At 42.7% G+C, this 12594-nt stretch carries 11 protein-coding genes; 1 reads left to right on the top strand and 10 read right to left on the bottom strand.

Annotation, left to right across the window (positions count from 1 at the left end):
- Positions 1 to 267: 267 nt before the first annotated feature.
- The 3 genes from ACQKL6_RS00800 to ACQKL6_RS00790 form a co-directional block, all read right to left on the bottom strand.
- A complete protein-coding gene (locus ACQKL6_RS00800) occupies positions 268 to 1269 on the bottom strand; it encodes a rod shape-determining protein (protein ID WP_402870397.1) in 1002 nt (333 codons plus the stop codon).
- Positions 1270 to 1567: 298 nt separating this feature from the next.
- A complete protein-coding gene (gene spoIIID, locus ACQKL6_RS00795) occupies positions 1568 to 1840 on the bottom strand; it encodes a sporulation transcriptional regulator SpoIIID (RefSeq protein WP_402870395.1) in 273 nt (90 codons plus the stop codon).
- 438 nt (positions 1841 to 2278) lie between these two features.
- Positions 2279 to 3178 (bottom strand): peptidoglycan DD-metalloendopeptidase family protein, encoded by a 900-nt coding sequence (locus ACQKL6_RS00790; RefSeq protein ID WP_402954846.1) that lies wholly within the window; start codon positions 3176 to 3178, stop codon positions 2279 to 2281.
- A gap of 152 nt (positions 3179 to 3330) precedes the next feature.
- Here ACQKL6_RS00790 and ACQKL6_RS00785 point away from each other — a divergent pair, with 152 nt between their 5' ends.
- Positions 3331 to 3756 (top strand): VanZ family protein, encoded by a 426-nt coding sequence (locus ACQKL6_RS00785; protein WP_402954849.1) that lies wholly within the window; start codon positions 3331 to 3333, stop codon positions 3754 to 3756.
- Between the two features lie 21 nt (positions 3757 to 3777).
- On the opposite strand, the gene spoIID is transcribed toward ACQKL6_RS00785, so the two are convergent.
- The 7 genes from spoIID to nuoL form a co-directional block, all read right to left on the bottom strand.
- The gene (gene spoIID, locus ACQKL6_RS00780; RefSeq protein WP_402954852.1) at positions 3778 to 4812 is read right to left on the bottom strand and encodes a stage II sporulation protein D; all 1035 of its coding nucleotides are present in this window, start codon (positions 4810 to 4812) and stop codon (positions 3778 to 3780) included.
- A gap of 207 nt (positions 4813 to 5019) precedes the next feature.
- Complete coding sequence (gene murA / locus ACQKL6_RS00775) at positions 5020 to 6318, bottom strand: UDP-N-acetylglucosamine 1-carboxyvinyltransferase (RefSeq protein WP_402990460.1); 1299 nt, start codon at positions 6316 to 6318, stop codon at positions 5020 to 5022.
- A gap of 32 nt (positions 6319 to 6350) precedes the next feature.
- Positions 6351 to 7100 (bottom strand): YwmB family TATA-box binding protein, encoded by a 750-nt coding sequence (locus ACQKL6_RS00770; protein ID WP_402990463.1) that lies wholly within the window; start codon positions 7098 to 7100, stop codon positions 6351 to 6353.
- Between the two features lie 160 nt (positions 7101 to 7260).
- Positions 7261 to 7506: a DUF1146 family protein gene (locus ACQKL6_RS00765; RefSeq protein ID WP_402870379.1), complete on the bottom strand. Its 246-nt coding sequence runs from the start codon at positions 7504 to 7506 to the stop codon at positions 7261 to 7263.
- Between the two features lie 149 nt (positions 7507 to 7655).
- Entirely contained in the window at positions 7656 to 9182 is a 1527-nt protein-coding gene (gene nuoN, locus ACQKL6_RS00760) for an NADH-quinone oxidoreductase subunit NuoN (protein ID WP_427650256.1), read from the bottom strand.
- A 2-nt stretch (positions 9183 to 9184) separates the two neighbouring features.
- The gene (locus ACQKL6_RS00755; protein ID WP_427650254.1) at positions 9185 to 10708 is read right to left on the bottom strand and encodes an NADH-quinone oxidoreductase subunit M; all 1524 of its coding nucleotides are present in this window, start codon (positions 10706 to 10708) and stop codon (positions 9185 to 9187) included.
- Positions 10705 to 12576, bottom strand: a complete 1872-nt coding sequence (gene nuoL, locus ACQKL6_RS00750) for an NADH-quinone oxidoreductase subunit L (protein ID WP_427650252.1) — start codon at positions 12574 to 12576, stop codon at positions 10705 to 10707. Before nuoL ends, ACQKL6_RS00755 begins: the two co-directional genes overlap by 4 nt.
- Between the last annotated feature and the right edge of the window lie 18 nt (positions 12577 to 12594).

Genomic DNA, 12594 nt, shown 5'->3' with positions numbered 1-12594 from the left:
TCCACAAAAGTATTCCGTTCATTTCCTATATGTATCTTATCGGATATAATCGTCTGTATTTAAGGGGAAAATAAATGCTTGGTCCAGAATCATTCATTTCTTGTTTTAGGATAGGTCAGATTTAAAGGAATAGTGTTAAAGTTCCAAACTAAAAGAATAGGGTCTATTGCTCATCAGTACTAGAACTGCACGGACTTTCACTATGCTTCATGTGTGTCTGAACCTTAGACCCTTATCTTATAATGCAGCTTTTTACGGCCGCTTTTTTTAATTGAATTTGCGCCTTGGCAACTTATCCATATTATCTAACATGATTCCCGTTCCAATCGCTACGCAATCCATTGGATGCTCTGCAACGAGTACAGGGACTTTAAGTTCTTCTGCTAAAAGCAGGTCGATGCCATGAAGCAATGCTCCACCACCTGTTAATATCACGCCACGGTCAATAATATCAGCAGAAAGTTCTGGTGGTGTCCGTTCAAGCACAGCTTTGGCAGCTTGTACGATAACGGAGACTTGTTCACGCAGCGCCTCCTCGATTTCTTCCGAGTTAACGGAGATTGTCCTAGGTAAGCCTGAAACCATATCACGTCCGCGTATATCAATTTCTTCGTTGCGTGAACCTGGGAATACCGTCGCCACCTGCATTTTGATATTTTCAGCTGTACGTTCACCGATTAGGAGCTTATACTTACGTTTAACGTAGTGTAAGATTTCATTATCGAATTTATCACCGGCCATTTTGATCGAAGAAGACGTAACGATATCTCCCATTGAAAGAACCGCGATATCCGTTGTACCACCGCCAATATCCACGACCATGTTACCGCTTGGTTGGAAAATATCCATGCCAGCACCGATTGCAGCCACTTTAGGTTCTTCTTCAAGGAATACTTTTTTCCCGCCACTTTTTTCAGCAGCCTCTTTGATTGCCTTTTGTTCAACACTCGTGATGTTTGTTGGACAGCAAATCAAAATCCGTGGCTTAGAAAGAAAGCCTTTCACATTTAACTTATTTATAAAATGCTTAAGCATCATTTCCGTTACATCGAAGTCAGCAATGACACCGTCTTTTAGAGGGCGAATTGCAACAATGTTTCCTGGTGTCCGGCCTACCATTTTACGAGCCTCATCACCAACAGCAAGAACACGGTTCGTATTCTTATCAATGGCTACTACCGAAGGCTCATTTAACACTATTCCTTTACCTTTGACATGTATTAGAACATTGGCTGTTCCAAGATCTATCCCAATATCTCTAGCAAACATTTCTTAAATCCTCCTTGAATATCCTCACATAAAACCTAATTCTGTCCTAATTGTTTATTTTACCATATCGCCTTGTCAAGAAGAAGTATGAAATACAAATAAAAACGAAACCTGCCCCGGATTATCCTATTTAACATAGATATATAAAGGATTTCCATATTAACAAAATTAATCCATAAAAAAATTCCGGGTTGGAGGTTCCTGACTTAGGTGTAGAAAAGGACATGTTTATATGCCATCCTTTGTCTTTACCCTAATCCCTTGGAATCATTTCCAATTTCCGGAATGGATTTGTGGTTTACTTAGCGATTTCTTCTTCTTTTTCTGACCGTTTATATTTGAGCTTGGTCGCTTCTCCACCCCGAAGGTGACGAATGGATTTATGGTAATCCAATATATCCTTCACTTCGTTAGCCAATTCAGGATTAATTTCCGGAAGCCTCTCCGTTAAATCTTTATGGACTGTACTTTTAGAGACACCGAATTCTTTTGCAATGACGCGGACCGTTTTTCTAGTTTCCACGATATACTTGCCTATCTTGATAGTTCTTTCTTTGATGTAATCGTGCACACCACTCGACCTCCCCAAATTGGATGTGAGAAGTGTGAAATGAGATTCGTATTTTTCGAATCGAATACCCCTGTCTTATAAACAATGAAAGATAGAATGATCAACTATTAGATTATTTGTAATAAACGACCCCTCACCTCAAACACTCTCTTTGCATGGTTTATAACATCTTATTAGCTTGGTTAAGAATATATGCCTAATGGACAGGGTGTTTCGTTTTATTTATCAACATTCTGCCGTTCCTTTTCCAGTAACTGCATTATTTCCCGAGAAATATGTCAGATACTCAGACTTTTTCTCATATATTCCACTATCTCCCCGAAATTAAAAAAGGGAGCCGTTCAAATTGAACGGCCCCCTTTTTACCAAATTTTCAGTTGTTGTACTTCTTAACGCTCATGGTTTATGTTTTGATTGTATTTGAATTTTTTATTGTGATTAATTTGCTTCCTTTAATGAATCTTCCAAAGAATCGCTTTTCTCGGTAGAATCTTCAGCTGGGGTGGAGTTATCATCTTCAGTGCCACTTTCTAGCTCAGTGCCTGCATCAGATTCGCCCGTTGCTGGTGATTCCTCTGTCCCTTTTTCAGAACCCTCGGAAGCAGGTGCTTCTTCTTTGCCTGCTGAATCATCCTTGTTACCTTCTGTTTCTTCAGTTGCTGTTTGTATAGCGGATGCTTGCTTTTCAATAAAATCAACTGGATTCAACGCGATGTCGTCTTTTCTGATTTCGAAGTGAACGTGAACGCCTGCCTCTTCATTGATTTGGCTTTTGCCTGAAGTTGCGATAGCTTGTCCTTGTTTCACTTTGTCCCCAACGGCAACCTTGATATCCTTAACAGATTGATAACGAGTAACGACGCCATCTTCATGCTCAACTTCAATCAAATTGCCAAGTAGAGCGTCTTCCTGTACTTTCGATACATTACCGCTCAATGATGCTTTCACATCGAAAGATTTTCCATCTTCCATTGCAATGTCGATCCCTTTATTCTGCTCATATCTATTGTTGTAGAAGACCAACGCATCTTCTTGTGCCTTCTCATCTGCATTCACGTCATAGAATTGTTTTTTGATGACCGTTTTATCGGCATTGGCTACAGGCATCTTAACGGTTTCCAGATCACTATTCACTTCGACTGAAGGCTGATCATAGTTTTTTCCTGTTTCAGCTGAATCCTTTTTCTCGTCCTTAGCTGAATCATCAAAACTATTTTGTAATAAAAAGGCCGCGGCTAAGATTAAGGCTGCACTTGCGATATAGATTGCTGATAATGCCCAACGCTTTTTGAGTATTCGTTGGATTTTGGAAGTTGGTCTTTTTTCTTCCTCTCTCATATTAATCACCTCAGCAACCATTCTGAACATTTTGCCAAGATTATATACATCCGAGTGAAAAAAATTTTAGATTTATTTTATGAAAAAGAATCCGATTTTATTCGTAGAATGGTAAAATGTTTGGTATCTTGCTATTGAAGGATGTTTAATTGATGAAAAAGACCATTAAAATCTTAGTAACGATTCTACCTTTTCTTTACATGATTGCTATTTGGATAATGTCGAGTAAACCTGACGACATCATCCTTGACCTCCCGTCCTCAACAGTGGATCGATTCATTAAAGAGGCGCTCCATTTAGTCGAATTTGCGATTTTGTACATATTATTCGTTTCTGCACTTGCTGTTAATCATAAGCTGAAGCCTGGATTTAGTTTGGTAGCCGCATTCGTTGCCGGTCTATACGGTATCGTTGATGAATATCACCAGTCATTCATCCCATACCGCTCTGCATCCTTGATTGATGTGGCGAAGGACATCATTGGCGTGCTCGCTGTCTATTTTCATGTGCAGTATCACTACTTCAAGCATAAACGAGGCTTTCTGACCCTACTAGAAAAATTCGGCGCAAAAAAATGAGAGCTGGGAAAACCCCTACTCTCATTTTTTTGCTGTCATGGTATTGATCCACTTACTTGAGGACTGTACTTTGACGCCTTTGTAATAATACTTCACGATGTCTTCATAGTTTTTCCCTTCCCGAGCCATCCCATTGGCACCATACTGACTCATTCCCACTCCATGACCATATCCTTTTGTCGTAATGACGATTTGATTCCCTTGACGCTCCCAATCAAAGTCGGAGGAATTCAACCCGAGTTTTTCCCGGATTTGCATCCCCGTCAATTTCTTCCCTCCAATTTCAACTAGAGCCACTCGATTTCCGGTTGTCCTTTGAACGACTGTACCGATTGTCGTCCCCGATGATAAACTCACTCCTAACTTCCTCTCGAAATCTCCCGCATCGACCACCATCTTATTATAGAATTTCGGCGATTCTTTATCCCATGGGCTAGACACGCTTTTCAAGTAGGGAAACTCTGCTTGCCAATATTCCTCGGAGTTCTCCGTATACCCATTGCTTGTCGAAAAGAAAGTGGCGGTGATCGGTTTTCCATCATAGGTCAATATCTTGCCTTCCGTTGCCTTAATGGCTTTATCTATCTTTTTCATTTTCCATTTATAATCAGAGCCCCACTGCTTCTTCAGCTCGTTATCATTCTTATACACTTGATGCATTACCGTATCCCCTACATCAGCTCCTTTTGGCAACCCCCGGCGATTATTGCTCATCAACTGATTCACGATGTAGGTCCTTGCCGTCAATGCTTGCGCCTTCAACGCTTCTTCCTCAAAGTCCGCAGGCATCTCTGCTGCCACAACACCAGATAGATATGTTTCAAGTGGAAGCTTTTGAATCTTTTGGGTAGCCGTCCGGTACACGGCCACATCAATGGAACTCATTTTATTTGCAGCCACTTCTTTTCCTTCTTCCTTCTCTTTTTTCTCTAATTGTTCAGCTAACTCCCCACTTGTTACATCATTGGAAAACGGAAGCACAAGCACTGCTGGAATCATGATAATGACGAATGCTACAGCTATGGATAGTACAATCACAGGTTTCATTGCTTTCAAATTCCTGGGCCTCCCTAAACTTGTTCTCTGCTTTTTTACAAACTAAATCCAGCAGGTTTCTCTACATGATAAATGTATGTCGAAGGACAAGCTTTTATGAATAGAAAAGTGTCAGGTGCCCAGGTTAGCTTTCTTTATCCCAGCACACAACAAAAAACCCATTCGGGCTTCAATGAATGAAGCCCGAATGGGTTTTAATAAGTAATCTTAAGCGTTCAAATCCGCTATTTTCGTTTCTGCTGGAACCTCTTCATTAATACGTTCCACATCAGCACCCAATGATGCTAATTTACCATGGAAATTCACGTATCCTCTGTCAAGATGCTTTAATTCTGTAACACGGGTAACGCCCTCTGCAACCAATCCAGTCAGGATAAGCGCAGCAGCAGCACGCAAGTCAGTGGCAGAAACTTCTGCACCTTGAAGGTTGGTTGGCCCGTTAACAATAACAGAACGACCTTCTATTTTAACATTGGCATTCATGCGACGGAATTCTTCAACATGCATGAAACGGTTCTCGAAGACGGTCTCCGTGATCATACTTGTTCCTTCAGCACGCAATAATAATGCCATCATCTGTGATTGCATATCAGTCGGGAAACCAGGATGGGGCATTGTTTTAATATCAATGGCTTTCAAGGTTTTAGGACCAATTACACGCAATCCATCTTGTTCTTCGATGATCGTAACACCCATCTCTTCCATTTTGGCAATGAGGGACGTAAGATGTTCAGGAACGGCACCTTGAACAAGAACGTTACCACCAGTAAGTGCAGCAGCAGTCATAAATGTTCCAGCCTCGATGCGGTCAGGTATAATTGAATGTTCAGCACCATATAATTTATGGACACCTTCGATTTTCAATGTACCCGTACCAGCGCCCTTAACTTTGGCACCCATTTTATTAAGGAAGTTAGCTAGATCCACGATTTCAGGCTCTTTCGCCACGTTTTCCAGAATAGTCGTACCTTCAGCAAGTGTCGCTGCCATCATGATATTTTCAGTGGCACCTACGCTTGGGAAATCAAGATACACTCTTGCTCCCTTAAGTCTGCCATCTACCTCAGCGTCAATGAAACCATTGCCGACCTTCACTTTTGCTCCCATCGCTTCAAAGCCTTTTAAATGCTGATCGATAGGACGGGAACCGATGGCACAACCACCCGGTAAAGCAACTCGGGCCCGGCCATTCCTTGCTAATAATGATCCCATTACTAAAACGGAAGCTCTCATTTTACGTACATATTCAAATGGTGCTTCGTCTAATAACTCTCTTGATGCATCTACAGTTACTTGATTATCATGAAAGGCAACATCTGTGTTTAAGTTGCGCAATACTTCGTTGATTGTATATACATCGGAGAGCGTAGGAACGTCTTTAATGATACTTTTCCCATCACTTGCTAATAATGTTGCAGCGATAACTGGCAAAACGGCGTTTTTAGCACCTTCTACTTTAACTGTCCCGCTAAGCCTGTTGCCGCCGCGGACGATGATTTTTTCCAAAAGTATTCCCCTCCGCGTCCATTTTCTCTATATTAATATTCAAACGTTATGATTGGTGTGCCAATTACAAAGTTCGTCCGGTCACCCAATCCTTCTGTCCGTAGCCCAAACTGCAAATTTAATTTTTCTTTAGTCAAAGGTTGTTTAAACAAAGTTGAATGTGCAGATATAGATGTAAAGTTTGTTTCATGCACACTCTCAATTTCCCTCGCTTGGAACTTATCTAACAGGCTTTCGGTTTTAGAGTTTAAAATCGAATCCATATTATCATTGATAGACCCCGTAATACAAGAAAAAATTGAAGGAGTTCCCTTAAATATGTCTTTCACTCTATTTTGGTACGTACTGGTAAAGTAAGCAGGGTAGCCTTCCTTCCATTCTTGTCCCTTGACTTCGTAAATGACATAGGTAACTTTATCAGATTCATCCTCGGTTGTCATCAATTTAATAGACTCCGTCAGGCCCGAATCGGCATGGTAAAGTAACGCCTCAGCCTTCTGTGCGGAAGCGCCGTCTTCCCGGTTCCAATCAAATTGAGGATATTTTCGTTTTAATGCGATCACTTCTCTTTCAAACTCTTGTTTAGTTGTGATCTCTTTATTTTTCTCGCGCGCGTACACAGACCAATCTCCTATGTTTACCGCTTTATCTTGTTGCAGTAGCTCCACCAATTTCACTATATCGGCTTTGCCTTTTGCCACAATTGTACTATTCCCAATTAAAAACACCGTCAAACCAAGAATTACTATGTATAATAACATTTTTTTACTCTCTGCAAACATGTTAAATCCCTCCCCTTTAAAGCATTATTTCCAAAAAAGGAGAGTTCATACTTTTCATTTCCTGACATTTGATGATGCTTTCTGCTAATGCTATAAAAATCAGTAGAATAATGGCGAATACAAGAAGAATCATATTTTGCTATACATGAAATCTTATAGCTTATTTATCATCGCTAAACATATAAGGAAGTTGGTTAGCAAGTCCTAGGTAGTCAAGGAAGAAATCACTCACAACAGAACCAATGGCCACCGTCAATAAAATATAAAGTACCCTAGCCTTAATGACCGAATTGGATCTTAATATCTTATCAAAATGTAAAGCCTGCAGAGCCCACCATGTAACTGCGATGAAGAACAAGTGGGAAACGATACCCAGCAAGGCCTGCTGTCCCATTGTTGAAAACATGTACATACCTCCTAAAAGACACCCGTCTTTCATTCTATCACAAATCCCCTTTAAATTTGGAATTTAAAAGGAAAAATCGTGAAAAATCTTTCAGAATTGAAAGACAGAGACTGTATCCATTGGAACCAGCCTCTGATAAAGGCATTATATCACTCACTTGAAATAAAGTCTTTAAAATCCCCAAAATGGTTATGCAGGAAATCAAAGGCAAGATTAGGAGCTAATCCAAATAGGATCGTGCCGCCTATACAAACCATTATAACGATGGACAAACCCGAACGCACCTTTATTAACTTACCGGAATGGTCCGGCCGGAAAAAGACTTGGACCAATAATCCAAAGTAATAGACATAGGACACGATTGTTGCCGCAATCATGATCCCTGCAAGGACATAATGTCCCGGTTCCGTAATGAAGGCGCCGAGAAAGATATTCAGTTTGCCAATAAAGCCTGCCGTTCCCGGGATGCCTGCCAACGAGAGGATAAACACGGTAAAGGCTATGGCCAGATATGGTGACTTCTTCCCTAGCCCCGCAAGGATACTGATGTCCTCTGAACCGCTTCGGATTGAGATCACTTGAATAATTGCAAAAGCACCAATGTTCATCAGTGTATAAGCAAGTAAGTAAAACCAGACTGTATCCAACAAGAAGTACCCGCCGCCCAATGTGGTTACGGCTACAAGAAGGTATCCTGCATGGGCGATACTCGAATAAGCGAATAACCGTTTTAAATTTTGCTGTCTTAATGCAATCACATTCCCTACGATCATCGTCACCGCTGACACTAAAGCGATATATCCACTGTTTTTCTCGAAAAAGTCGAATGCCCCGAGAGTATCCCCAGGTGCAGTCAGGAATAAGGAGAGAAAAATACGCAGAAGGATTACAAATCCAGCTGTTTTCGAGATGACGCTTAAAAAGGCAGTGACGGGCGTAGGTGCCCCTTCGTAAACATCCGGAGCCCACATGTGAAAGGGGGTAGCGGCAATTTTAAAAGATAAACCGATGAAAACCATGAAGAAAGCGAGCCCCGTAATGTAGAGCAGTTGACCATCTGTCATGCCTGCCATCGTTCGGCTCATTTCCCCCAGATTCACCGATCCCGTCACACCATACAAATAACTCATGCCAAACAGAGTGATGGCTGTAGAGATTCCTCCATTAATTACGTATTTCATGGCCGCTTCATTGGACTTCGTATTTTGTTTACGTATGCCCGATAATATATAGGAAGAAAGTGATAGCAACTCCAGCCCAATAAATAAGGTGATCAAGTCCCCACTTGATGTCATGATCATTGCTCCAAGCAACGCCGCCAGGAACAGATAATAAAATTCCCCGCGATGCTCCTTCAACCCTTCCTTGGGCTCATAGCTCTCTGCAAGCAGGATGATTAACCCCGCTCCTAACAGTAAGATTAGCTTAAACGCTTTTGCAAAAGAATCTAACCGAAAAGTATCGGATAAGATACTTACCGTTTCAAAAGAAAACAAACTTATCAAGGAAAAAAAGGCCAGTATGATACCGGTAAGGGCCAACCAGGCCAGCTTTCTCCGATTAAAATGCTTTGGCCAGAATAAGTCCAATATGGAAAGGGCCATCGCCGTTCCAAGGATGACGAATTCCGGCATCATCGCTCCCCAATGATATGAAAGCATCGTATTCCAATCCATCTTCATCGCCCCCCTACGGCTAGCATGATTGCGTCAATCGTTCCTTGAAGAGGCCTGCCGAGTAGATTCGGATATACACCGATCGCTATAATTAAGCCGAGAAGCACTGCCGTCGGTACCATTTCCTTACCCTTAAGATCATATATCTCTTTCTCTATTAAGCTATTATCCTTGCCGAATGTCATCGTCAGGACAGCCCTCAAGACGTAGATAGCTGTTAAGATGAGACCGATGGCGCCAATTGCAGCAAGCACCGGCTGGCTCTTAAATAGGCCAAGGAAGACCATGAATTCACTGATGAACCCTGACATGCCCGGCAAACCAAGAGAAGCCATCCCCCCGGCCAGCAGAAATCCGGAAAAGAGCGGCATCGACTTGGCTAGGCCTCCAAGCCGGTTAAGCAACGTCGTACCTGTCCGTTCATACAACACAGCAACCAAAAAGAATAGGAAAGCGGCAATCAACCCGTGTGATACCACTTGAAAAATAGCCCCCTGCAAACCCGCTTCATTCAAGGCACCAAGCCCCATCATCACGATTCCCATATGTGAAACGGACGAATAGGCTAAAACAAGCTTGAAATCTGTCTGCACTAACGCTAAGAAGGCACCATACAACAAGCTGATGACCCCAAAGAGAACAATGATGGAGGCAAGCGTTTGATATTGGTCTGGAAAGATTCCCATTCCAAACCGGATGATTCCGTAAGCGCCTATCTTCAAGAGAATCCCTGCATGGATCATGACAATCGATGGTGGCGCCTCGGCATGAACCCGCACCATCCATGTATGGAAGGGAAACATGGGCAGTTTAATGGCAAAAGCAATCAGGAGGGCCAAGCATAGTCCATATTTCATCGAGCCGGAAACCGGTGCAAATAGAGATACACCACCCATTGTCATCATCTGTGTCAAAGCCGCGATATTCGTCGTACCTGTCCGGGCGAACAATATCAGAATCACCACCAATAAAATGGCCGATCCTATTCCGTTATAGATCAAAAACTGATAAGAAGCTTTTTCTTTCTCAAGATATCCCCACTTGCCAATCAAGAAGAACGTCGGGACCAAGGTCATTTCAAAGAAGATGAAAAACAAGATGAGGTTTTCCGCCGTAAAGACGCCAAGCATCCCAATCTCTAAAAGTAAAAATAATAGGTAATACCCTTTCCACTCCCTCTTTATGTAAAAGGATGCCAGGGCCGCCAAAGAGGAAATGATTGTCGTCAACAATAGAAAGACGAGGGTTAAACCATCCAGACCCAATTCAAAATTCACCGCGAATAAATTTGGGTCATACATCGAAAGATTCCCAAATCGAATCCAGTTCACCTTGATGTCAAAAGAAGAGAGTGCTATCCCCGAATAGTACTGTACAAGTAAAAATAACGTCAGTATAAGGGGCGGCAGTGTCCCAAAGAAACCAAATTGCTTAATGGTCCTTTCCTCGGTTCTAGGCATGAGGGCCACCATCACCATACCAAGCAGCGGGGAAAACACCAACAATGTGAGTAAGTATACGTTCATCTTAAATACCCCCCAGTGAACGCAAAGATGACCATCAGAACCGCAAGTCCGAGAAAGGCTATAACGCCATATTGCTGTACCTGTCCCGTTTGAAGTTTAGCCCCCATTTTCCCTAAACCTTCTATGGAGTTACTCACTGTGGACACCAATCCTCCGATAATGAACTTTTCCATATAAGATAGAAACAAGCTAAGGCCTCTGGTAAGATAGCCTACGGTAAAGTAGTACATCTCATCTATGAAGTACTTATTATCTAAAACTCTATATATCATGGAGTCCTCTCCCACCAGCCAACTCCGTGATAGCGCCCTTTTTACGTAGATGAGATACGCCAGGAATATACCAGCAAGTGAAACGAGAATGGCTAACAACATGATCCAAACCGGTCCCTCATGATGACTGACGCCTAACAGCGATTCATTTCCATCGATGAGCCAGTCTCCAAGAAAGGCCCCAAACCATGGAGTTTGTATATATCCGCTGAGCACGGCAAGCACCGCAAGGACCATCATTGGAACCAACATGAAAGAAGAAGGATCTTCGACTTGATTGGCAGGACCTCTTGATTCTCCGGCGAAAATCATGAAAAACAAACGGAACATATAAAAGGCCGTCAAAAAGGAGGTAATCAAAGCGAGCGTGAATAGTAAGTAGCTCCCATTCCCCCAGGCCGACATCAAGATTTCATCCTTACTGAAAAATCCTGATAAAAGGGGAAACCCCGATATCGAGAGCGTGCCAATTAGGAACAACGGACCCGTCAGCTTCAACTTCTTCCATATCCCACCCATTTTTTTTGCATCCTGTGTATGTAAAGCATGAATAACACTACCTGCTGCCAAGAACAGCAAAGCTTTAAAGAAAGCATGGGTCATTAAATGAAACACCCCTGCGACATACCCCGCCGTGCCCAACGCCAGCATCATGAATCCAAGCTGGCTGATGGTTGAGTAGGCCAGCACTCGCTTCACGTCTTTTTGGACGAGAGCAATGCTAGCGGCGAAGATCGCGGTAAAGCCACCCGTCACGGCTACGACCTGCATAGCTGCCGAACTTGCAAGAAACAGAGGAAACATCGTGGCTACCAAGTAAACGCCTGCCGCTACCATAGTTGCCGCGTGGATCAAAGCGGAGACCGGTGTGGGCCCTTCCATCGCGTCAGGAAGCCATGTGTGAAGTGGAAACTGTCCGGATTTCCCGACAGCCCCGATAAAAATCAGAATGGCGATTAGCGTCAACCTTCCCATCGAGATATCCCCCGTTTGAACAGCTGAGAAAATATCCCCATATTCGAAGCTTCCAGTTTCCCAGAATAATAGAATAATTCCAATGAGAAGTCCCACATCGCCAATCCTGGTCATGATAAATGCCTTTTTCGCAGCGAGCTTCGCTTCCTGTTTATGAAAATAAAAACCGATTAATAGGAATGAGCCAACTCCAACAAGCTCCCAGAAGATATATAGCTGAAGTAGATTCGGTGCTATGACAAGCCCAAGCATGGAAAAGGTAAAGAAACCAAGGTAAGCATAGAAAGTGGAAAACCGCTCTTCCCCTTTCATGTATTCCACCGAATAAATTTGAACAAGCAGACTCACCAGAGATACGACCACAAGCATCAAGGCATTCAGCTGATTGATTTCAAATCCTGCCGTGAGTTGCGTCCCACTGATAGAAAGCCAATCCATCGCCATCTTATAAGTAGGTCCCTGCAGCCGTTCCACCAAAACGATTACAGATAAAATGAACGATGTGAGTGTGAACAGTATTCCAATATAGGCGCCTTTTTCCCGCCACCGTCTACCGTATAAAAGCAGTAACACGAACGAGACGAGTGGAAGGATCGGTATGACCCAAGCATTCTCCATCATCGTATCAAATCCCCTTCT

The organism is Peribacillus sp. NPDC097197, from assembly GCF_050278025.1.
Lineage (GTDB): Bacteria > Bacillota > Bacilli > Bacillales > DSM-1321 > Peribacillus.
Note: the sequence above shows the minus strand (reverse complement) of the source record. Positions and strands in the feature narration are given on the sequence as shown.

Excerpts from the sequence above, each read along its gene's own strand:
- ACQKL6_RS00755 (WP_427650254.1), bottom strand. The coding sequence starts at position 10,708 with ATGAACGTATACTTACTCACATTGTTGGTGTTTTCCCCGCTGCTTGGT.
- nuoL (WP_427650252.1), bottom strand. The coding sequence starts at position 12,576 with ATGATGGAGAATGCTTGGGTCATACCGATCCTTCCACTCGTCTCGTTC.
- nuoN (WP_427650256.1), bottom strand. The coding sequence starts at position 9,182 with ATGGATTGGAATACGATGCTTTCATATCATTGGGGAGCGATGATGCCG.
- ACQKL6_RS00790 (WP_402954846.1), bottom strand. The coding sequence starts at position 3,178 with ATGAGAGAGGAAGAAAAAAGACCAACTTCCAAAATCCAACGAATACTC.
- ACQKL6_RS00800 (WP_402870397.1), bottom strand. The coding sequence starts at position 1,269 with ATGTTTGCTAGAGATATTGGGATAGATCTTGGAACAGCCAATGTTCTA.
- ACQKL6_RS00785 (WP_402954849.1), top strand. The coding sequence starts at position 3,331 with ATGAAAAAGACCATTAAAATCTTAGTAACGATTCTACCTTTTCTTTAC.
- ACQKL6_RS00770 (WP_402990463.1), bottom strand. The coding sequence starts at position 7,100 with ATGTTTGCAGAGAGTAAAAAAATGTTATTATACATAGTAATTCTTGGT.
- ACQKL6_RS00765 (WP_402870379.1), bottom strand. The coding sequence starts at position 7,506 with ATGTTTTCAACAATGGGACAGCAGGCCTTGCTGGGTATCGTTTCCCAC.